The following is a 21,659-nucleotide window of genomic DNA, read 5'->3' as shown; positions in this document are numbered from 1 at the left end:
TCGGCTGACGACTGCCAAGTGCCCGCGATCCACGTGGTCCTTGAATCCGCCTATCGGCGGCAATGACCATATTTTCTGCTGTGGTCCGACTTCTTGGCGACGTTACCCGAGCCTGGGTCGGACTCCGAGTACCGCGCTGCCGACGCGCACATGTGTCGCTCCGGCCGCCACGGCCTGTTCGAGGTCCGCACTCATCCCTGCCGAGACCATGGTGGCAGTCCGGTGACTCCGGCGCAGGTCGGTCGACAAAACCATCAACCGCTCGAAGGCCGCCCGTTCGCGCCCGGCGTACTCGCCGGTGAGCGGCGCGACGGTCATCAGTCCGTCGAGCCGGAGCCCCGGCGCGCCGGCCACGAGATCGGCCAACTCCCCGATCCCGCCGGGCGCGACACCGCCCCGCTCGCCCCGGGCGCTCTCACCGGCGTCGAGTGCGACCTGGAGGAGGCATCCCAGTTCGCGCCCGGTCCGGACGGCCTCCTTGGACAAAGCTGTGACGAGCTTGGAACGATCGACGGACTGCACGAAATCCGCGTAACCGGCCACAGAACGCACCTTGTTGGTCTGGAGTTGACCCACGAAGTGCCAGGTGAGGGGCAGATCCGAGCAGGCCGCGGCCTTGGGGGCCGCGTCCTGGTCGCGGTTCTCGGCGACGTGCCGCACACCGAGCTCCGCGAGGATCCGCACGTCGCTCGCGGGGTAGGTCTTGGTGACCACGATCAGGGTCACCTCGTCGCGTGCCCGCCCCGCGGCCGCGCACGCGTCGGCGATGCGCCGCTCCACTCTCGCCAGGTTCGCGGCGAGTTCGTCCTTACGTTCCGTCATGTCCTGTCAGTCCAGCCACACATAACCCGCGAGCCGACCGGTGGTGCGGTCGCGGCGGTACGAGAAGTGATCGCGCGACTCCAGCGTGCACACCGGCGACTGCTCCCGGTCACGCACTCCGAGCCGTTCGAGCTGAGCGTGCACTCCGGCGCTCACGTCGACCGCCGGCGTGCCCCAACTGGTCTCGGCGTACGCCGCCGGCTCGACGGCGGACACCTCGGCGCGCATCGCCTCGGGCACTTCGTAACACCGGCCGCAGACGGTGGGCCCGGTGCGGGCGACGATCCGGGAGGGCTCGGCGCCCAGTTCCGTCATCGCGCGCAGCGCGGCCGGCACGACTCCGGCGATCATGCCGGGCCGGCCCGCGTGGGCCGCCGCGACGATCCCGGCGGCGGGGTCGGCGAGCAGCACCGGCACGCAGTCGGCGGTGAGCACGGCGAGGGCGAGCCCCCGGCGCGTGGTGACGATCGCGTCGACCGGCGGGATCCCGGTCGGCGATCCCCACGGCCCGTCCACCACCGCCACGTCGGCCCCGTGCACCTGGTTCATCCAGACGACCCGGTCCGGCTCGACGCCCAGGTGCTTGGCGGCGAGGTCCCGGTTGGTGTGTACGGCGTCGGGATCGTCACCGACCGCTCCGCCGAGGTTGAGCTCCTCATACGGAGCGGCGCTCACCCCGCCCCACCGGTCGGTGAAGCCGAAGTGCGCGCCGCTCGCGCTTTCGCGCTGTCCTATCACGACTGAAGGATCACTTGAGGAAGTCCGGTACGTCCAGTTCCTCGGCCGCGCTGTCCGAGTAGGTCCGCGGCGCCGGCGGGACCGGCGGGGCGACCGGGATGTCCTCGACCGGCTTCGGAGCGGGCTCCGGGTCCTCCTTCGGGGTCACGCTGCCGAGCGATCCGAAGGACGGGCGGCTCTCGGTCTGCCGTGCCGGAGCCGGCTCCTCGCGCTTGGCCGAGGACGAGCCGAGGACGTTGTCCCGCTTGGCGGGCGGCTGGCCGCCGTCGAAGCCGGCCGCGATCACGGTGACCCGCACCTCGTCGCCGAGGGCGTCGTCGATCACCGCGCCGAAGATGATGTTGGCCTCGGGGTGGGCCGCCTCGCTCACCAGCTGGGCGGCCTCGTTGATCTCGAACAGGCCGAGGTCGGAGCCACCGGAGATGGAGAGCAGCACGCCGCGGGCGCCGTCGATGGACGCCTCCAGCAGCGGCGAGGAGATCGCCATCTCGGCGGCGGCCACCGCGCGGTCGTCGCCGCGGGCCGAGCCGATGCCCATGAGGGCCGAGCCGGCCTCGGACATGACCGACTTGACGTCGGCGAAGTCGAGGTTGATGAGGCCCGGGGTGGTGATGAGGTCGGTGATGCCCTGGACACCGGAGAGCAGGACCTGGTCGGCCGACTTGAAGGCGTCCAGCACCGAGACCTGGCGGTCCGAGATGGACAGCAGCCGGTCGTTCGGGATGACGATGAGGGTGTCGACCTCTTCGCGGAGTTCGGCGATGCCGTCCTCGGCCTGGTTCGCGCGCCGCCGCCCCTCGAAGGTGAACGGGCGCGTGACCACACCGATGGTGAGGGCGCCCAGATTGCGCGCGATGTTGGCCACGACGGGCGCGCCGCCGGTGCCGGTGCCGCCGCCTTCACCGGCCGTCACGAAGACCATGTCGGCCCCCTTGAGGACCTCCTCGATCTCCTCGCGGTGATCCTCGGCGGCCTTGCGGCCCACGTCCGGGTTGGCTCCGGCGCCGAGTCCGCGGGTGAGTTCACGGCCGACGTCCAGCTTGACGTCGGCGTCGCTCATCAACAGAGCTTGCGCGTCGGTGTTGATGGCGATGAACTCGACGCCCTTGAGACCGACCTCGATCATCCGGTTGATGGCATTGACACCACCGCCGCCGACACCGATGACTTTGATGACTGCGAGGTAGTTCTGCGGTGCTGCCACGTCGAAGGCCTCTCGCCTCGAGTTACGTGTCGCCGAATCAGCGTGACGCCCTGCGCCCCGCGACCCGACGACTGATGCCGAATGGGACGGTCCGTATCGCCGACCCGAACCCTAACCCTGAAGTTTAGGGTTACCAGTGTGTCCGTTCCTTGGAGTCTTCTGAACAGGACACTAAGTCGACAAGTGGCGCGCGTTCAACGAACACGCCGAACCTCCCGTTTTTCTTTTCACCCTATGTGATCAGCCGTAGCACTGCCCAACCAGGGTGCTGGCCTGCGCGGATGTGCGTCAACTCGTTGATGACGCGGGCGCGGTGGGGACACTCACATCGAAGTACCCCGCATCGGGCGAGGCTTTCATCAGAGCGGTGAGCGTACGGGCCTTCGCGGCGCCCTTCTCGCTGCTTCCCCAGACGACCGTGCGGCCGTCCCGCAGCTCCAGCGAGATCGCGTCGTAGGAACGGACCTTGACGGCCTGTGTCTCGCGTGCGACGGCGGCCGGAAGCGCGCGGGCGACGGTGACGGCCTCACGCACCAGCCGCGGCTCGCCGAAGCGGCGCAGGCTGGCGGTGGCGGAGCCGGACCGGGCGAGCGTCAATTCCAGTGCCGGAACGCCTTTCGGCGCTTCGGAAACCGTGGCGAAGCGGACACCGTCGTCGTCCACTTCGACGAACTTTCCGCCCTTTTGGACAATCAGAACCGGAGTCCGCTCAACCACTTTCAGGTCGATTCCATGGGGCCAGGAGCGGACCACGTCAACCGCGTCAATTCGGGGCAATTTCCGGCGCAGTCGCGTCTCGATCGCATCGGTGTCGACGGAAATCAGCGGCTTCCCGAACGGAACATCGGCCGCCGCTTCGACCTGAGCCGGCGTCAGGACGCGGGTGCCGGAGACGGAGACGTGTTCGGCGCGCAGCCAGTCGGAGCCGTAGAACACCCAGACCGTCGGAATGCCGAGGAAGACCAGGGCGAGGCCCGTCAGCACGGTCACGCGGAGCCGGGCGCGCCTGCGCCGCGGGCGGGGCGGCGGGCCGGACGACTCCTGCTTGCGTTCACCGCGTTCGGCGGTGGTCGATCCGGCCACGCTCCCCTGCCTTCCGTCATACAGTCCTATCGGTGTGCACGGTTGGCGGCGATCGCCTCGTACACCATGCCGACGAGCAGGTCGTCGGCGTCCCGGCGGCCGAACTCGGCGGCGGCGCGGGACATCTGGTACAGCCGGTGCGGGTCGGCGAGCACGGGCAGGACGTTCTGCTGGACCCACTCGGGAGTCAGTTCCGCGTCGTCGACCAGCAGTCCGCCGCCGGCCTTGACCACCGGCTGGGCGTTGAGCCGCTGTTCGCCGTTGCCGATGGGCAGCGGGACGTAGGCGGCCGGGAGCCCGACGGCGGAGAGTTCCGCGACGGTCATCGCGCCCGCGCGGCAGAGCATCATGTCGGCCGCGGCGTACGCGAGGTCCATCCGATCCAGGTAACTTACCGGGACATAGGGGGGCATCCCCGGCATCTGCTGGACCTGCGGCAGTTCGTTCTTCGGGCCGACCGCGTGCAGGATCTGGATTCCGGCCTGCTGGAGCCAGGGCGCGACCTGCTGGACGACCTCGTTCAGCCGGCGGGCGCCCTGCGAGCCGCCGGTGACCAGCAGCGTGGGCAGGTTCGGGTCGAGCCCGAACGCGGCCCGGGCCTCCGGGCGTACGGCGGCCCGGTCCAGGGTGGCGATGGAGCGGCGCAACGGGATGCCGATGTAGCGGGCGCCCCGCAGCTTGCTGTCGGGCGTGGAGACGGCGACCTGGCTGGCGTACCGCGAGCCGATCTTGTTGGCCAGGCCCGGGCGGGCGTTGGCCTCGTGGATCACGATCGGCACGCCCAGGCGCTTGGCGGCGAGGTAGCCGGGCAGGGCGACGTAGCCGCCGAAGCCGACCACGGCGTCCGCCCTGGTGCGCTCCAGGATCTGCTCGGTCGCCTTGATGGTGCCGCGCAGCCGGCCGGGGACCGTGATCAGCTCGGGGGTGGGCTTGCGCGGCAGCGGAACGGCGGGGATCAGCGCGAGTTCGTACCCGCGCTCGGGTACGAGACGCGTCTCGAGGCCGCGCTCCGTGCCCAGGGCCGTGATGCCCACGCTCGGGTCCTGCCTGCGCAGGGCGTCCGCGAGGGCGAGCGCGGGCTCGATGTGGCCCGCGGTTCCTCCGCCGGCGAGTACGACATGCACCGAAATTCACCGCTCTCCGGACGAGCGCGCCGCCGAGGCACGCCGTCGCATCGTGTTCCATCTCCGGGGGCTCCGACCGGAACCGGTGCCCCCCGCCCCCCGCTTTCTACCAAAGCGGGGTTGCCGCATCGCAAGCGCCATCCGCGCAGCGGGGTCCTGACGCGCGAAGGCGATCAGCAGCCCGATGGCGAACATGGTCGGCAGCAGGGCGGATCCCCCGTAGGAGAACAGCGGGAGGGGGACGCCGGCGATCGGCAGCAGACCGAGCACCGCACCGATGTTGATCACGGCCTGGGCCGTGATCCAGGTGGTCACGCCTCCCGCGGCATACCTCACGAAGGGGTCCTCCGTGCGTCCGGCCACGCGGATACCCGCATAGCCTAGAGCCGCGAAGAGGGCGAGTACCGACAGCGTCCCCGCCAGGCCCAGTTCCTCACCGGTGACGGCGAAGATGAAGTCGGTGTGGGCTTCGGGGAGTTGGCCCCATTTCTCCACACTGGCACCCAGTCCGGAGCCGAAAATTCCGCCCGAGGCGAGGGCGTAGATCCCGTGCACCGCCTGCCAGCAGTCGACGGGCCCCGACTGGGGTTCCGTGGCGCCCAGGCACTGCAGGCGGGCCATGCGGTTGGGGCTGGTCTTGATGAGGATCAGGCCGAGGACCGCGGCGATCGACAGCACCCCGGCGAACAGCCGCGTGGGGGCGCCTGCCAGCCAGAGCAGGCCGAACAGGATGGCCGTGAGGATGATGGCGGTGCCCATGTCGCCGCCGATCATGATCAGACCGAGCAGCATGAAGGCGGCCGGGACCAGGGGTACGAGCATGTGCTTCCACTGGTTCAGCAGCCTCTTGTCCTGCTTGCGGGCGAGCAGGTCGGCGCCCCACAGGACGAGGGCGAGCTTGCCGAACTCGCTGGGCTGGATCTGGAAGGAGCCGCCGAGGGAGATCCAGTTCTGGTTGCCGTTGACCGACACCCCTATCCCCGGGACCTGCACCAGGGCCATGAGGAACACGGCGCCCGCGAGGATCGGGTAGGCGAGCGCCCGGTGGAGTCTCACCGGCATCCGCGAGGCCGCGAACAGCAGTCCGGTGCCGATGCCCGCCGCGAGCAACTGCTTGCGGAAGAAGTACGAACCCGGCAGCGACATCTGCAGTGCGGTGATCTGGGAGGCCGAGTAGACCATCACCAGCCCCAGCACGGTGATCAGCAGACTGCCGCCGAGGATCAGGTAGTAGGCGGTCAGCGGCCGGTCCCAGCCCCTGCGCGCGCGGGTGTAGAGGCCCAGGACGCCGTTCTCACGCGCGAGCCGTGGCGGGGCGGGGCGTTTGGTGGCACGCGGGGTCGGAGGCCGTCCGGTGCGGCTGGTGGGCATCGCGGCTCACCCCGCCGTGCCGGAGGGGAGCGGTGCGCGGTGCACGCCCCCAGGCCGCTCGGGCACCAGCCACATCCGTGTCACGCGTCCCTCCCAGGTACGCCCGGCACCGCCGCCGGGCGAGGCGGACCCGGGTCAGCCGTCGGCGGAGCCGAGCTCACGGACGGCGTCCGCGAAGGCGTCCCCGCGCTTGTTGTAGTTGGCGAACATGTCCATGGAGGCACAGGCCGGAGCCAGCAGCACCGTGTCGCCCGGCTGAGCGAGCTTCCGCGCCTCCTGGACCGCCGCGCGCATCGCCCCAGTGTCGGTCCGGTCGAGGTCGACGACGGGTACCTCCGGGGCGTGTCGCGCCAGGGCTTCCCGGATGAGCGCGCGGTCCGCGCCGATCAGCACGGCGCCCCGCAGCCGCTTCGCCGACTTGGCGACCAGCTCGTCGAAGGTGGCGCCCTTCGCCAGCCCGCCCGCGATCCACACGATCGGTTCGTAGGCCGCCAACGAGGCTTCGGCGGCATGGGTGTTGGTGGCCTTGGAGTCGTCGATCCAGGCGACGCCGTCCACGTCCGCGACGTGCGCGATGCGGTGCGCGTCCGGGGTGAACGCCCGCAGACCGTCCCGCACGGCCTTGGCGGGCACGCCGTAGGCGCGAGCGAGGGCCGCGGCCGCGAGGGCGTTGGCGATGTTGTGGGGGGCCGGCGGACTGACGTCGGCGACCTCGGCGAGCTCCTGGGCGTTCTTCTGCCGGTTCTCGACGAAGGCGCGGTCGACCAGGATGCCCTCCACGACGCCGAGTTGGGACGGTGCCGGGGTGCCGAGGGTGAAGCCGACGGCCCGGCAGCCCTCCTCGACGTCGGCCTCGCGGACCAGGTCCTCGGTCGCCTTGTCGGCGACGTTGTAGACGCAGGCGACGCGGTTGCCCTCGTAGATGCGGCCCTTGTCGGCGGCGTACGCCTCCATGGAGCCGTGCCAGTCGAGGTGGTCGGGGGCGAGGTTCAGCACGGCGGCCGAGTGGGCGCGCAGGGAGGGCGCCCAGTGCAGCTGGTAGCTGGACAGCTCCACGGCCAGGACGTCGTACCGCTCCTCGCCGAGCACCGCGTCCAGCAGGGAGACACCGATGTTGCCGACGGCGGCGGTGCGCAGGCCCGCCGCCTTCAGGATCGACGCCAGCATCTGGACGGTGGTGGTCTTGCCGTTGGTGCCGGTGACGGCGAGCCAGTCGGCCGCGTCGGGTCCGCGCAGGCGCCAGGCCAGTTCGACGTCGCCCCAGACCGGGACGCCCGCCTGCCCCGCCGCCGCGAACAGCGGCTTGTCCGGCTGCCAGCCGGGAGCGGTGACGATCAGGTCGGTGCCCTCCGGCAGGGTCTCGCCGTCGCCGAGGCGCACGGTGACGCCGAGCGCCTCCAGATCGGCCGCCTGCGCCCGCGCGCGCTCGTCGGCGCCGTCGTTGACGACCGTGACGATCGCGCCGAGGCCGTGCAGCACCTTGGCCGCCGGGACGCCGGAGACGCCGAGCCCGGCGACGGTGACGTGCTTGCCCTGGAAGTCGAAGGGCTCCGAGGAGGTCACTTGTCCGCTGCCCATCCTGCGTAGAAGAGGCCGAGTCCGACGATGACACAAATGCCCTGGATGATCCAGAAGCGGACCACGACGAGCACTTCGGACCAGCCCTTGAGTTCGAAGTGGTGCTGGAGTGGCGCCATCCGGAAGACGCGCTTTCCGGTGAGGCGGAACGAACCGACCTGGATCACCACGGACATGGTGATGAGGACGAAGAGGCCGCCGAGGATGGCCATCAGCAGCTCGGTGCGCGAGCAGATCGCGAGGCCGGCGAGCACACCGCCGAGCGCGAGCGAACCGGTGTCACCCATGAAGATCTTGGCCGGCGAGGTGTTCCACCACAGGAAGCCGAGACAGGCGCCCATCAGCGCGGAGGCCACCACCGCGAGGTCCAGCGGGTCGCGCACCTCGTAGCAGGCGCCCGGGTTCGTCAGCGTCCGCGCGTTGGCGCAGGACTCCTGGAACTGCCAGACACCGATGAAGGTGTAGGCGCCGAAGACGAGCACCGAGGCGCCGGTGGCCAGGCCGTCCAGACCGTCGGTCAGGTTCACGCCGTTCGACATGGCGAGGATCATGAACAGCGCCCAGACCACGAACAGCACGGGGCCGATCGTCCAGCCGAAGTCCGTGATGAACGACAGCTTCGTCGAGGCCGGGGTGTTGCCGCGGTTGTCCGCGAACTGCAGCGAAAGCACCGCGAAGCTGATGCCGACGATCAGCTGGCCGGCCATCTTCGCCTTGGCGCGCAGACCGAGCGAACGCCGCTTGACGATCTTGATGTAGTCGTCGAGGAAGCCGACCAGGCCCATGCCGACCATCAGGCCGAGCACCAGCAGGCCCGAGAAGGTCGGCGCCGCGTCGACGTCCGGGTCCAGATAGCCCGTGATCACCTTGGCCAGGAAGTACGCGGCGACGGTGGCCAGGATGAAGGCGATGCCGCCCATGGTCGGCGTACCGCGCTTGCTGGCGTGCTCGCGCGGGCCGTCGTCGCGGATGTACTGGCCGTAGCCCTTGCGGGCGAGCAGCTTGATCAGCAGCGGGGTCCCGACCAGGGTCAGGAAGAGGCCAATGACTCCTGCGAACAGGATCTGCTTCATCATCGGGCGGAAACCTCACCCTCGGCACCGGTCTCGACGAGCGCCTGCGCCACGCTCTCCAGACCGACCGAACGGGACGCCTTCACGAGCACGACGTCCCCCGGGCGCAGCTCGCTGCGCAACAGGTCGATCGCCGCCTGTGCGTCGGACACGTGCACCGACTCCTCACCCCACGAACCCTCGTTATATGCGCCCAGTTGCAGCCAGGCGGCTTCCCTGCCACCGACCGCGACGAGCTTGCTGACGTTGAGCCGGACGGCGAGCCGCCCGACCGCGTCGTGCTCGGCGAGAGCCTCGTCCCCGAGCTCGGCCATCTTGCCGAGCACCGCCCACGTACGACGCCCCTTGCCGATGGCCGCGAGCGCGCGCAGCGCGGCCTTCATCGACTCGGGGTTCGCGTTGTAGGCGTCGTTGACGACCGTCACGCCGTCCGGGCGCTCGGTGACCTCCATCCGCCAGCGGGAGAGGGAGCCCGCCTCGGAGAGCGCGACGGCGATCTCGTCAGCGGACATGCCCAACTCGTGGGCGACGGCGGCCGCGGCGAGCGCGTTCGACACGTGGTGCTCACCGTACAGGCGCATGGTCACATCGCTTGCACCGGAGGGTGTGTGAAGCCTGAACGAAGGCTGTCCGGTGTCCGTGAGTCGGACGTTCTCGGCAGAGACGTCCGCTTCGCCGGACTCTCCGAAAAAGAGCACCTTCGCCTTCGTTCGGGAGGCCATGGCCCGGACGTAGGGGTCGTCCGCGTTGAGAATCGCGGTGCCGCCCTCGGCCTCGGAGGGCAGGGCCTCGACGAGTTCGCCCTTGGCCTGCGCGATCTGCTCGCGGCCGCCGAACTCGCCGATGTGGGCGCTGCCGACGTTGAGGACCAGGCCGATCTTCGGGGGCGTCAGGCCGGCGAGGTAGCGGATGTGCCCGATGCCGCGGGCGCCCATCTCCAGGACGAGGAACCGCGTCTCCTCGGTGGCGCTGAGCGCGGTGAGGGGCAGCCCGATCTCGTTGTTGAGCGAGCCGGGCGTGAAGACCGTCGGCGCCTTGCGCTGCAGCACCTGCGCGATGAGGTCCTTGGTGCTGGTCTTGCCCGCCGAGCCGGTGAGGGCCACGAGGGTCGCGCCGAGACGCCGTACGACGTGCCGCGCGAGGGCGCCGAGAGCGCTCTGGACGTCGTCCACGACGATCGCGGGGACGCCGACGGGCCGGGTGCCGAGCACGGCCACCGCTCCCGCCTCGACGACCGCCGCGGCGAAGTCGTGGCCGTCCACGCGTTCCCCGGCGAAGGCCACGAACAGGCTGCCCGGCCCCGCCTCTCGGGAGTCCCGGACCACCGGGCCGGTGACCTGGACGGACGGATCCGGTATGTCGTGCGTCTGCCCGCCGACGACTTCTGCGATCTCGGCGAGGGAGAGGGCGATCACAAGTTCATCCCCTGGGTCTTCTGGATTTTCATCCCTGGGTCTTCTGGATGGCTTCGCGGAGCACCTGGCGGTCGTCGAAGGGACGGACCACCCCGGCGATGTCCTGGCCCTGCTCGTGGCCCTTGCCCGCGACCAGCACGGTGTCGCCGGGCTCGGCGCGGGCCACGGCGGCGGCGATCGCCGCGGCCCGGTCCTCGAAGACCTGCACCTCGCCGCGTTCGTGCGCGGGCACGGACGCCGCGCCCTGGAGCATGGTGGCGAGGATCGCGAGGGGGTCCTCGCCGCGGGGGTTGTCGGAGGTCAGCACGGCGGTGTCGGCGAGCCGCGCGGCGGCGGCGCCCATGGGCTCGCGCTTGGTCCTGTCCCGGTCGCCTCCGCAGCCGAGGACGATGTGCAGCCTGCCCTCGGTCACCTTGCGCAGGGCGCGCAGCACGGACTCGACGGCGTCGGTCTTGTGGGCGTAGTCGACGACCGCGAGGTAGGGCTGCCCGGCGTCCACGCGCTCCAGGCGGCCCGGGACGCCCGGGACGGCGGCGACGCCGTCGGCGGCGGCCTGCGGGTCGAGGCCGGCGACGGCGAGGGCGACGATCGCGGCGAGGGTGTTGGCCACGTTGAACGGCCCGGGCAGCGGCGACTTGGCACTGATCCGCTCGCCCTTGGGGCCGATGACGGTGAACGTCGAGTCCAGCCGGCCGACCTGGACGTCCTCGGCGCGCCAGTCGGCGTCGGGGTGGCCTTCCGCGGAGTAGGTGACGACGGGGACGGTGGCCTCCTTCGCCAGCCTGCGGCCGTACTCGTCGTCGACGTTGACCACGCCGAGCCTGCCGCGCTCCGGCGTGAACAGCTGCGCCTTGGCCTGGAAGTAGTCCTCCATGCCCGAGTGGAACTCCATGTGTTCCGGGCTGAGGTTGGTGAAGACGCCGATGTCGAAGACGCAGCCGTCGACCCGGCCGAGGACCAGGGCGTGGCTGGAGACCTCCATGGCGACCGCGTCCACACCGCGTTCGCGCATGACGGCGAACAGGGCCTGGAGGTCGGTGGCTTCGGGGGTGGTGCGCTCGGACTTGATGCGCTCGTCGCCGATGCGCATCTCGACCGTGCCGATCAGGCCGGTGGACCTGACCGTCTTCAGGCCGCCTTCGACGAGGTAGGCGGTGGTGGTCTTGCCGGAGGTGCCGGTGATGCCGATCTGGAGCAGATCCCGGCCGGGGTGGCCGTAGATCGTGGCGGCCAGCTCGCCCATCTGGGCGCGCGGGTCGTCGACGACCAGGACCGGCAGGCCGGACGCGGCGGCGCGCTCGGCGCCCGTCGGGTCGGTCAGCACGGCGGCGGCCCCGAGGCCCGCGGCCTGGTTGACGAAGTCGGCGCCGTGCACCCGGGCCCCCGGGAGGGCGGCGTACAGGTCGCCGGGGCGCACGGCACGCGAGTCATGGGTGATGCCCGTGACCTCTGCGGCGCTCTGAGGCGTGGGAGCACCCAGCTGACCGGCGAGTTCCGCGAGGGGTGTGGCGGAGACCTGAACCGGCCTGGGCGGCCCGGGGTATGTCACGGGATGGCCCTTCTGGGTGGTTTGCGACTGATCAGCGTGTGGCACGGCGGTGAGCGTACCGGGCGTACCCGCCTCCGGGCGAAGTGAGGGGCCGGTGCTGCTCTGGTTGCCGGGGTCGGGGGTGATCGTCGTCACGGAGGCGGTCCTGGTGGCTCGGTGGGGCTGAGTGCTGATCAGGGCGGGTCGGCCCTGATCACTGCTTGAAGGAGACGGGCAGTTTCGCGGCCTTGGCGCCGGTCGGCGGGACCTGGAGGGACTTCAGTGCGAACTCCATGACCTTCTTGTAGACGGGGCCGCAGATCTGCCCGCCGAAGTAGCTGCCCTGGGTGGCGTTCTGAATGGCGCAGTAGACGGTGACGCGGGGCTTGTCGGCGGGGGCGAACCCGGCGAACGACGAGGTGTAGCCGTGGTACTTGCCGGTGGCCGGATCCACGCGGTTGGCGGTACCCGTCTTGCCCGCGACGCGGTAGCCGGGGATGCGCGCCTTGGTGCCGGTGCCCTGCTCGTCGTCCACGACGGACTCCAGCATCTGGGCGAGGGTCTTCGCCGTTTTCTCGCTGACGACCCGGTTCTTCTCGGGTTTCGGGGCGGGCGTGAACTGGCCGTCGGGGCCCCTGGTGCCGCGTACGAGGCTGGGCTGGATGCGGACGCCGTCGTTGGCGATGGTCGAGTACACGGAGGCCGCCTGCATGGCGTTGATGGAAACGCCCTGGCCGAAAGGGATCGTGTACTGCTGCGAGGTCGACCATTTGCCGGGCGGGGCGAGGATGCCCTTGGTCTCGCCGGGGAAGCCGAGCCCGGTGTAGCTGCCGAGGCCGAACTTGCGCAGGTAGTCGTAGAGGACCTTGTTGGCCTGGGCCTGGGTCTTGCCGAGCTGTCCGGTGGCGAGGATGGTGCCGATGTTGCTGGACTTGGCGAGGACGCCGTTGAGCGTGAGGTACCAGGTCGGGTGGTCGATGTCGTCCTTGAAGAGCCGGTCGCCGCGGTGCAGCCGGTTGGGCACGACCACGTGGGTCCCGGGTGTGGCGACGTCCTGCTGGAGGACGGCCGCCATCGACATGACCTTGGCGGTGGAGCCGGGCTCGAAGGCGTCCTGGACGGCGGCGTTGCCGAGGGCGGCCGGGTCGGCGTCGGACAGGTCGTTCGGGTCGAAGCCGGGCGAGTTGGCCATGGCCAGGACCTGTCCGGTGCGGGTGTCCTGGACGATGACGTAGCCGCGGTCGGCCGCGGACTCCTTCACCTGCTCGCTGATGGCGTTCTGGGCGGCCCACTGGATGTCGCGGTCGATGGTGAGCTCGACGTCGCTGCCGGGGACGGCGGGTGTCTCGGTGGAGCCCGCGGTGGGCACCAGACGGCCGCCGGACTGGGCGTAGCGGATCTTGCCGTCCTTGCCGGCGAGCTGCTTGTCCAGCTGCAGTTCGATGCCGCCGCCGGGCTTGCCCTCGCCGTTGACCCAGCCCAGTATCCCGGCGGCGAGGTCGCCACCGGGATACACGCGCTTGCTGGTGGCGACGGAGAAGACGCCGGACAGGACGTTGGGAGTGGACTTGTCGGTCTCGGCCTTCTTGGCGAGTGCGGACTTGAGGTCCTTGATCTGCGTCCAGACCTGCGGGGTCTGGCGGGAGGCCAGCTTGACGTAGCGCAGGGCCGTGTTCTTCGGACGCAGCTTCTTGACCAGGTCCTCCTGCTCCTGGCCGAGGATCGGCGCGAGGAGTGCGGCAGCCTGCTCGGGCCCGTCCGCGATCTTCAGCATGCCGGGGGCGAACATCGTGGGGTCGGCGGTGATGTCGTAGGCGTCCTCGCTGGTCGCGAGGGCCACACCGGACCGGTCGGTGATCTCGCCCCGGTCCGCCGCCAGCACCTGCCCGACGTACCGGTTCTGCTCGGCCTTGGCGGCGTAGGTGCTCGCGTCGACGGCCTGCACCTGGAACAGCCGGACGACGAAGGCGGAGAGGACCAGGGTCAGCGCGAGCCCCACCAGCCGAAGGCGGGGCCGGGGACTGCCCAGCCGCAATGGCCCGGGCGCCCCCGGGCGGTTCTGTCCCGGGCGCCGGGCCGGACGGGGACCGGGGCCGGGGCGGCGCCGGGCGTCGGGGCGGGCGGGCTTCGCGGGGCCGGGCACGCGACGACGTGGCGGTTGCCTGTCGGACACTTCCGTCACCTGCCGGGGGTCGGGGCGAGGCCGTTGGGCATGGCCTCGGGGGCGAGGACCAGAGGGGTGTGCGCGGCGGACCGCCGGACACCGGGAGCGGCGCTGGGGACGCCCTTGACGGTGCCGTCGGGGTCCAGGAACGCGGGGTCGCCGCCGGGCACCATGCCGAGCTCGCGGGCGCGGCGCTGCAGGGCGTCGGGGGCGGAGTAGGCGTCGATGTCCCGCTGGAGGGCCTGCTCCTCGTCGGTGAGGTCCTTGGTTCCGCGCTGGAGGTCGTCGAGTCGGAACGCGCCCTCGCTGAGGGCCGAGTTCAGCACCAGGAGGGCGATGAGACCGCCGCCGAGGAGGAGGACGACCAGGAGGACGAAAGGCGTGCGGGCCGCCTGCCCGGGGCCGGTCGGGAGGAGCCGCGCGAGTCGGGCCGCCCTCCCCTTGAGTTCGGGTTTGCCGCTCACGCACGCTCCCTCGGTCCGGCCTGCACACGCCTCACTCGACGTCCTCCCTGATGCGCTGGGCCCCGCGCAGTCGCGCCGGTGCCGCCCGCCGGTTCTCGGCGATCTCCTCTTCGGTGGGGAGTTCGGCACCGCGGGTGAGCAGCTTGAGCCGCGGCTGGTAGCGCTCGGGGACGACGGGCAGTCCTGGCGGCGCGGTGGTGGCCGCGCCCGCCGCGAAGACCTGCTTGACCAGCCGGTCCTCCAGCGAGTGGTACGACAGCACGGCGATCCGCCCGCCCACGTCGAGCGCCTTGACGGCGGCGGGGATCGCGCGTTCCAGGACGGAGAGCTCGCCGTTGACCTCGATGCGCAGGGCCTGGAAGGTGCGCTTGGCCGGGTTGCCGCCGGTGCGCTTGGCGGCCTGCGGCAGGGCGTCGCGGATCAGTTCGACGAGACGCGCGCTGTTGCTGAACGGCTCCTTCTCCCGCTCCCGCACGATCGCGCTCACGATCCGCTTGGCCTGCTTCTCCTCGCCGTAGGCCCGCAGGATGCGCACGAGTTCGCCCGGCGGGTAGGTGTTGAGGACCTCGGCGGCGCTGACGCCGGTCGTCTGGTCCATGCGCATGTCGAGGGGGGCGTCCTGGGCGTAGGCGAAACCGCGGTCGGCCTCGTCGAGCTGCATGGAGGAGACGCCCAGGTCGAACAGCACGCCCTGCACGCGCGCGATGCCGAGTCTGTCGAGCACCTCGGGGAGCTCGTCGTAGACGGCGTGGACGAGGGTGGCGCGCTCGCCGTAGGGGGCGAGGCGCTCGCCGGACAGGCGCAGGGCCTCCTTGTCGCGGTCGAGGGCGACGAGCCGGGCATCGGGGAACCTCGCGAGCAGCGCCTCGCTGTGGCCGCCGAGGCCGAGGGTGCAGTCGACGACCACGGCGTCCGGGCCCTCCAGCGCGGGTGCCAGCAGATCCAGGCACCGCTGGAGCATCACCGGGACGTGTCGACTCTCGCTCAAGGGGCCCTCTCAGATCCGGCGCGGCCATGCGCACCGCCGGGTCACCGCCCGCTCGTGGACATGAGACCTGCCGGCGCCGGAAGCGTCAGCCGACCGGGAGCGGGAGGAGGCCGAGCCGTACGTACGCGCCGCGCACGCGGGGAGATCTCCGGTCGTCGCCGGGGTCTCCGAAGAACATCAGTCCAGCGGGGAGAGTCTCGCCTCCCGCTTCGCGTCACTTTAGTCCACGGTGTCGCCCGGTCAATCAACCGGCCTGCGCGTCGCCGCCGTTCGCACGCCGACCGGGGCACCGCCCGTGTGGGGTACCTCACAACCACCCCTCGGCGGCATTCTTTGTCCACTTCCACAGGAGGCCTGGACCGGGTGTGACCAGTAACGTCATGCCTATGACGACTTCTGCATCGGTACCCACAGGTTCGGAGAGCGCCATAAAGGCCGGCGACACGGTCACCGACCGTCTCGTAGAGGCGAACGCCCGGTACGCCGACGCCTTCACCGACCCGGGGATGGACGCCCGGCCCGTGCTGCACGTCGCCGTCGTGGCCTGCATGGACGCCCGCCTCGACCTGCACGCGGCCCTCGGGCTCGAACTCGGCGACTGCCACACGATCCGCAACGCGGGCGGCGTCGTCACCGACGACGTGATCCGCTCCCTCACCATCAGCCAGCGCAAGCTGGGCACCCGCAGCGTGGTGCTCATCCACCACACCGGCTGCGGCCTGGAGAGCCTCACCGAGGACTTCCGCAACGAGCTGGAGGCCGAGGTCGGCCAGCGTCCCGCGTGGGCGGTGGAGTCCTTCCGGGACGTCGACCAGGACGTGCGGCAGTCGATGCAGCGCGTGCGCACCTCCCCGTTCGTGCCGCACACCGACGACGTGCGCGGATTCGTCTTCGACGTGAAGACGGGCCTGTTGCGCGAGGTCGACCCGGCCTCCTGACCTGCGCGGCGGGAGCGACCCCGCCACCCGCCGCAGCTGTCGACTTCCTGTCAGTCACGCGTTCGAATGGCCGCAAGACAGACATATCGCGGCCAGTTGTCCACAGTCGAGTGACACGAAACGGTAACGGCAGCAAGAATGCGGGGGTGGCGTCACGCGGAACCTTTCACGCGTGGTGTCCGTGGTTCGGGGTGGGCCGGCCCGCGTCATGCGGCGTCGGCCCGGGAAAATGGGGTATTCCGTGCTTCCTGGGAGCACGGGAAAGGCCGAGGAGCGCCGGGTGACGACCTATGACGATCGAGCGAGCCATGGGGGTCCCCCAGCCCGGGATTTCTCCCGGGTGGGGGACGATCTGACCGCCGTGGTGGAGCGCGTGCGGCAGTCGGTGGAAGGCGTGATCGAGGGCAAGCCCGAGGTCGTACGGCTCTCGCTGACCGTGCTGCTCGCCGAGGGACATCTGCTGATCGAGGACGTCCCGGGCGTCGGCAAGACGATGCTGGCCAAGGCGCTGGCGCGGTCCATCGACTGCTCGGTGCGGCGCATCCAGTTCACGCCCGACCTGCTGCCGTCGGACATCACCGGCGTGTCGATCTGGGACCAGCAGCGCCGTGACTTCGAGTTCAAGCCGGGCGCGATCTTCGCGCAGGTGGTGATCGGCGACGAGATCAACCGCGCCTCGCCCAAGACGCAGTCCGCGCTCCTGGAGTCGATGGAGGAGCGCCAGGTCACCATCGACGGCAAGACCTACGAGCTGCCCAGCCCCTTCATGGTGGTGGCGACGCAGAACCCGGTCGAGATGGAGGGCACCTACCCGCTGCCGGAGGCCCAGCGCGACCGCTTCATGGCCCGGGTCTCGGTCGGCTACCCGAGCGCGGAGGCCGAGCTGCAGATGCTGGACGTGCACGGCGGCGTCTCGCCGCTGCAGGACCTCCAGCCGGTGGCCCACGCGGACGAGATACTGAAGCTCATCGAGGCGGTGCGTGGAGTGCACGTCGCCGAGCCGGTGCGGCGCTACGCCGTCGACCTGGTCGGCGCCACGCGCACCCACCCCGACCTGAGACTCGGCGCCTCCCCGCGCGCGACGCTGCACCTGCTGCGCGCGGCGAAGGCGTCCGCGGCCCTCAGCGGCCGGGAGTACGCGCTGCCGGACGACGTGCAGGCCCTCGCCGTCGCCGTCCTGGCCCACCGCCTGCTGCCCACCGCCCAGGCCCAGCTCAACCGGCGCACCGCCGAACAGGTCGTCGAGGAGATCCTGCAGCGCACCCCGGTGCCGGCGGGGCCGCAGCAGCAGAGCGGCTTCGGCGGCCTGGGCCGTACGGCGCCGGCGTATCCCCAGCAGCCGCCGCGGAGGCTGTGATGACCACCGCGGGGGCGGGCCGGGCGGAAGCCGACCGGGGCGAGAAGGGCGGCGTCCGCACCGCTCTGGCCGGTCTGACCACCCGCGGACGTTCCTTCCTGGCCGCCGGCGTCGCGGCCGCGATCTGCAGTTACGTGCTCGGTCAGAGCGACCTGCTGCGCGTGGGGCTGCTGCTGGCGGTGCTGCCGCTGGTGTGCGCGGCGGTGCTGTACCGCACCCGCTACCGGGTCGCCGGCAGCCGCCGGCTCTCCCCCGCGCGCGTGCCCGCGGGCAGCGAGGCCCGGGTCCACCTGCGGATGGACAACGTCTCGCGGCTGCCCACGGGCCTGCTGATGCTCCAGGACAAGGTGCCGTACGTGCTCGGTCCTCGGCCCCGCTTCGTGCTCGACCGGGTGGAGGCGGGCGGCCGGCGCGAGGTGTCCTACCGGGTTCGTTCCGACCTGCGCGGCCGCTACCCGCTGGGCCCGCTCCAGCTGCGCCTGACCGACCCGTTCGGCATGTGCGAGCTGACCCGGTCCTTCTCGACGTACGACACCCTCACGGTCATCCCGCGCGTGGAGCCGCTGGCGCCGGTGCGCCTGGGCGGCGAGGCGAAGGGCTACGGCGACGGGCGGCAGCGGTCGCTCGCGCTGGCCGGCGAGGACGACGTCATCCCGCGCGGCTACCGCTACGGCGACGACCTGCGGCGCGTGCACTGGCGGTCCACCGCCCGCTACGGCGAATTGATGGTGCGCCGCGAGGAGCAGCCGCAGCGCGCCCGCTGCACGGTGCTGCTGGACACCCGCGGCATCGCCTACCAGGGCGCGGGGCCCGACTCGCCCTTCGAATGGGCCGTGTCGGGCGCCGCCTCGGTGCTGGTGCACATGCTCGAACGCGGCTACTCGGTACGGCTGCTGACGGACACCGGCAACGCGGTGCCCGGCGAGGGCGGTGACGGCTTCGCGGGCGCCAGCCAGGAGTCGGCGGACGCGGCCGGGCTGATGATGGACACCCTCGCGGTGATCGACCATTCCGACGGCGCGGGCCTGTCCCGGGCCTACGACGTGCTGCGCGGCGGGAACGAGGGGCTGCTGGTGGCCTTCCTCGGAGATTTGGACGAGGAGCAGGCGGCCGTGCTGGGCCGGATGCGGCAGCGCAGCCCGGGGGCGGTCGCCTTCGTGCTGGACAGTGACACCTGGGTGCGGGAACCGAGCGATGTGCCCGGCCCGTTGGACAGGAGCGGAGACCGGCTGCGCATGCTGCGCGAGGCGGGCTGGACGGCCCTGCGCGTGCCGCGGGGCGCCTCCATGGACGAGCTGTGGCGGCTGGCGGACCGGGAGCGCAGGGGCGTGGCCGCCGCGAGCGGCGGGGAGGGACCGTGATGAGCGGGCGGGTACGACTGACGCTGGGCGCCTGGGCGGCCACGCTGATGGCCGCGTGCGCCCTGCTGCCCCTCGTCCGGCCGGCCACGTGGATCGTGCAGGCGGCTTTCCTGCTGGCGCTGCAGTCCGGCGTGGGAGCCGCTGCCCGCCGGGTGCCCCTGGCCCGGCCGCTGACGGTGGCGGCGCAAGCCGTGGTCACCGTGATGCTGCTGACCTTCGTGTTCGCCCGTGAGCAGGCCCTGGCCGGGCTGATCCCCGGACCGCAGGCCTTCGACCGCTTCGCGCTCCTGCTCCAGCAGGGCGGTGACGACATAGCGCGGTACGCGATCCCGGCGCCCCTGGAGTCCGACGGCATACGACTGATGCTCCTGGGCGGGGTTCTGATCATCGGGCTGCTGGTGGACACCCTCGCGGTGACCTTCCGCAGCGCCGCTCCGGCCGGCCTGCCCCTGCTCGCCCTGTACTCCGTGGCGGCGGGGCTGTCCGACGGGGGCGCGGACTGGCTGTGGTTCCTGCTGGCGGCGGCCGGCTATCTGACGCTGCTGCTGGCCGAGGGGCGGGACCGGCTCTCGCAGTGGGGGCGGGTCTTCGGCGGCTCCCCGCGCACGGCGGGCGGGGAGCCGAGCGGCGCGGTCGCCCCGGTCCGCACCGGCCGGCGCATCGGCGTGGTCGCGCTGGGCATCGCCCTGGTGGTGCCGCTCGGCCTGCCCGCGATGGACGGCGGCCTGCTGGACACCGTGGGCGCGGGAGCGGGCGGCGGTTCCGGCGGCGGGGGCACCATCTCCGCCGTGAATCCGCTGGTGTCGCTGCGGGACAGCCTGAACGCGGACGAGGACCAGCAGGTCCTGTCCCTGCGGACCAAGACGCCGGACGTCTCGGACCTCTATCTGCGGATCGTGTCCCTGGACGACTTCGACGGCACCACGTGGAAGCCGTCCCGGCGGTCCATCACCGCCGTCCCCGACGGCGCCTTCCCGGACCCGGTCGGGCTCAGCCCGGACGTCAAGCGCACGAAGTTCGACACCGCGATCACGGCGGCCGGCTGGTACGCCCAGGACTGGCTGCCCATGCCGTATCCGCCGAGCGGCGTGCGCATCAGCGGCAACTGGCGGTACGAACCGCAGGGCATGACGCTGGTCGGCGACCACGGGCAGAACACCCGCGGCCTGACGTACCAGGTCACGAGCCTGGACGTGCAGCCCACGGCAGAGCAGCTGGCCTCGGCGGGGCCGGCGCCCGCGAACATCGAGCGCGACTTCACGAAGCTGCCCGACTCGCTGCCGTCGGTGGTGGCCCGCACCGCCCGCAAGGTCACCGCGGGCGCGGCCAACCCGTACGACCAGGCGGTCAAGCTCCAGGACTGGTTCGCCGTGACCGGCGGCTTCGAGTACGACACGCAGGTGCAGGTCGGCAGCGGCTCGCAGGGGATCGCCCGCTTCCTGAAGGACAAGCAGGGCTTCTGCGTGCACTTCTCCTTCGCGATGGCGGCCATGGCCCGTTCCCTGGGCATACCGGCCCGGGTGGCGGTGGGCTTCGCGCCGGGTTCCCCGCAGGCGGACGGTTCGGTGTCGGTGGGGCTGCGGGACGCGCACGCCTGGCCCGAGCTGTACTTCGAGGGCGTGGGATGGACCCGCTTCGAGCCGACTCCGACCCGCGGCTCGATTCCGTCGTACACCCTGCCCGACAACCCCGGCAGTTCGGTGCCGAACCCGTCGCGTCCCTCCCAGTCGGCGTCGGCCGCGCCCTCCGCGGCGCCCTCGGCGAGCGAGAGCTGCACGCCTCAGCAGAAGAAGCTGGACGGCGGTTGCGCGAGTGAATCGCCGCAGGCGGCGCTGCCCACGGACGACGACGGCCCCAAGTGGTACGCGTTCCTGGTGTGGGCCCTGGCCGGTCTCGCCGTCCTCGCGCTCCCCCTGGCACCGATGCTGTGGCGGCTGCGGGCACGGTCGGCACGGCTGGGGGCGCACGGCCGCGGCGAGGCGGACACGGCGCCCCACACCCTGGCCGTCTGGCAGGAGCTGACCGATACGGCGTGGGACTTCGGGATCACGCCGGACGAGTCGCAGACCCCGCGCAAGGCGGCCGCCCGTATGGTCCGCCTCGGCGATCTCGACGCGACGGCCGCGGGCTCGGTGCACCGGGTGGCGAACGCGGTGGAGCAGGTGCTGTACGCACCGCAACCGCGTCCGGTGGCGGGTCTCACGGACGACGTCCGCCGTGCGGCGGCGGGCTTCGGCGCGGCGGCCGGCCGGGCGGCCGGGCTCCGTGCGCTTCTGGCCCCCCGTTCCACCGCGCGTGTGGTGTGGGCGGCGTCGGCCTGGTGGACGAGGGTCCGGGAGCGCGCCGTGGCGCTGCGGCCGACGTGGCGGAAGGCCTCGGGGCAGCAGGGCTGAGGCGATGGCAGGGCGCAGGGTGCGGCGGGACTGAGGAGCAGCGTCGCTCGGACCGGCC

17 protein-coding genes are annotated in these 21,659 nt (G+C 71.6%); 4 read left to right on the top strand and 13 right to left on the bottom strand.

Annotated features, from left to right (window positions below; genetic code table 11):
• Positions 1–102: 102 nt before the first annotated feature.
• From ABTX60_RS02295 to rsmH, 13 genes are all read right to left on the bottom strand, one after another.
• Complete coding sequence (locus ABTX60_RS02295; RefSeq protein WP_352095199.1) at positions 103–822, bottom strand: YggS family pyridoxal phosphate-dependent enzyme; 720 nt, start codon at positions 820–822, stop codon at positions 103–105.
• Positions 823–828: 6 nt separating this feature from the next.
• The gene (pgeF, locus tag ABTX60_RS02290) at positions 829–1,560 is read right to left on the bottom strand and encodes a peptidoglycan editing factor PgeF (protein WP_352095198.1); all 732 of its coding nucleotides are present in this window, start codon (positions 1,558–1,560) and stop codon (positions 829–831) included.
• Positions 1,561–1,570: 10 nt separating this feature from the next.
• Positions 1,571–2,764 (bottom strand): cell division protein FtsZ, encoded by a 1,194-nt coding sequence (gene ftsZ / locus ABTX60_RS02285; RefSeq protein WP_104779356.1) that lies wholly within the window; start codon positions 2,762–2,764, stop codon positions 1,571–1,573.
• Positions 2,765–3,052: 288 nt separating this feature from the next.
• Complete coding sequence (locus ABTX60_RS02280) at positions 3,053–3,847, bottom strand: cell division protein FtsQ/DivIB (protein ID WP_352095197.1); 795 nt, start codon at positions 3,845–3,847, stop codon at positions 3,053–3,055.
• Positions 3,848–3,873: 26 nt separating this feature from the next.
• Positions 3,874–4,971, bottom strand: coding sequence for an undecaprenyldiphospho-muramoylpentapeptide beta-N-acetylglucosaminyltransferase (murG, locus tag ABTX60_RS02275; RefSeq protein ID WP_352095196.1), 1,098 nt, complete (start codon positions 4,969–4,971; stop codon positions 3,874–3,876).
• Between the two features lie 6 nt (positions 4,972–4,977).
• Positions 4,978–6,342: a putative lipid II flippase FtsW gene (ftsW, locus tag ABTX60_RS02270; RefSeq protein WP_352095195.1), complete on the bottom strand. Its 1,365-nt coding sequence runs from the start codon at positions 6,340–6,342 to the stop codon at positions 4,978–4,980.
• Between the two features lie 135 nt (positions 6,343–6,477).
• Positions 6,478–7,920 (bottom strand): UDP-N-acetylmuramoyl-L-alanine--D-glutamate ligase, encoded by a 1,443-nt coding sequence (murD, locus tag ABTX60_RS02265; RefSeq protein WP_502992265.1) that lies wholly within the window; start codon positions 7,918–7,920, stop codon positions 6,478–6,480.
• Entirely contained in the window at positions 7,902–8,993 is a 1,092-nt protein-coding gene (gene mraY / locus ABTX60_RS02260; RefSeq protein WP_104779663.1) for a phospho-N-acetylmuramoyl-pentapeptide-transferase, read from the bottom strand. Before mraY ends, murD begins: the two co-directional genes overlap by 19 nt.
• Complete coding sequence (locus ABTX60_RS02255) at positions 8,993–10,408, bottom strand: UDP-N-acetylmuramoyl-tripeptide--D-alanyl-D-alanine ligase (protein WP_352095193.1); 1,416 nt, start codon at positions 10,406–10,408, stop codon at positions 8,993–8,995. Before ABTX60_RS02255 ends, mraY begins: the two co-directional genes overlap by 1 nt.
• A 28-nt stretch (positions 10,409–10,436) precedes the next feature.
• Positions 10,437–11,957, bottom strand: coding sequence for a UDP-N-acetylmuramoyl-L-alanyl-D-glutamate--2,6-diaminopimelate ligase (locus ABTX60_RS02250; RefSeq protein WP_352095192.1), 1,521 nt, complete (start codon positions 11,955–11,957; stop codon positions 10,437–10,439).
• Positions 11,958–12,150: 193 nt separating this feature from the next.
• On the bottom strand, positions 12,151–14,109 hold the full coding sequence (locus tag ABTX60_RS02245; RefSeq protein WP_502992264.1) for a peptidoglycan D,D-transpeptidase FtsI family protein: 1,959 nt from the start codon (positions 14,107–14,109) through the stop codon (positions 12,151–12,153).
• A gap of 5 nt (positions 14,110–14,114) precedes the next feature.
• A complete protein-coding gene (ftsL, locus tag ABTX60_RS02240) occupies positions 14,115–14,564 on the bottom strand; it encodes a cell division protein FtsL (protein WP_352095190.1) in 450 nt (149 codons plus the stop codon).
• Positions 14,565–14,595: 31 nt separating this feature from the next.
• A complete protein-coding gene (rsmH, locus tag ABTX60_RS02235; protein ID WP_352095189.1) occupies positions 14,596–15,552 on the bottom strand; it encodes a 16S rRNA (cytosine(1402)-N(4))-methyltransferase RsmH in 957 nt (318 codons plus the stop codon).
• Between the two features lie 386 nt (positions 15,553–15,938).
• Between rsmH and ABTX60_RS02230 the strand changes: the two genes are divergently transcribed.
• From ABTX60_RS02230 to ABTX60_RS02215, 4 genes are all read left to right on the top strand, one after another.
• Entirely contained in the window at positions 15,939–16,490 is a 552-nt protein-coding gene (locus tag ABTX60_RS02230) for a beta-class carbonic anhydrase (protein ID WP_352095188.1), read from the top strand.
• A 280-nt stretch (positions 16,491–16,770) separates the two neighbouring features.
• Positions 16,771–17,847, top strand: a complete 1,077-nt coding sequence (locus ABTX60_RS02225) for an AAA family ATPase (protein WP_502992263.1) — start codon at positions 16,771–16,773, stop codon at positions 17,845–17,847.
• Positions 17,847–19,208 (top strand): DUF58 domain-containing protein, encoded by a 1,362-nt coding sequence (locus ABTX60_RS02220; protein WP_352095187.1) that lies wholly within the window; start codon positions 17,847–17,849, stop codon positions 19,206–19,208. The genes ABTX60_RS02225 and ABTX60_RS02220 overlap by 1 nt, the downstream gene beginning before the upstream one ends.
• A complete protein-coding gene (locus tag ABTX60_RS02215) occupies positions 19,208–21,601 on the top strand; it encodes a transglutaminase TgpA family protein (RefSeq protein ID WP_352095186.1) in 2,394 nt (797 codons plus the stop codon). Before ABTX60_RS02220 ends, ABTX60_RS02215 begins: the two co-directional genes overlap by 1 nt.
• Positions 21,602–21,659: the final 58 nt, after the last annotated feature.

Origin of the sequence: Streptomyces sp. NPDC126510, from assembly GCF_040302345.1 — a bacterium.
Lineage (GTDB): Bacteria > Actinomycetota > Actinomycetes > Streptomycetales > Streptomycetaceae > Streptomyces.
The sequence above is the reverse complement of the archived record's forward strand: the minus strand, read 5'-3'. Positions and strand labels throughout refer to the sequence as shown.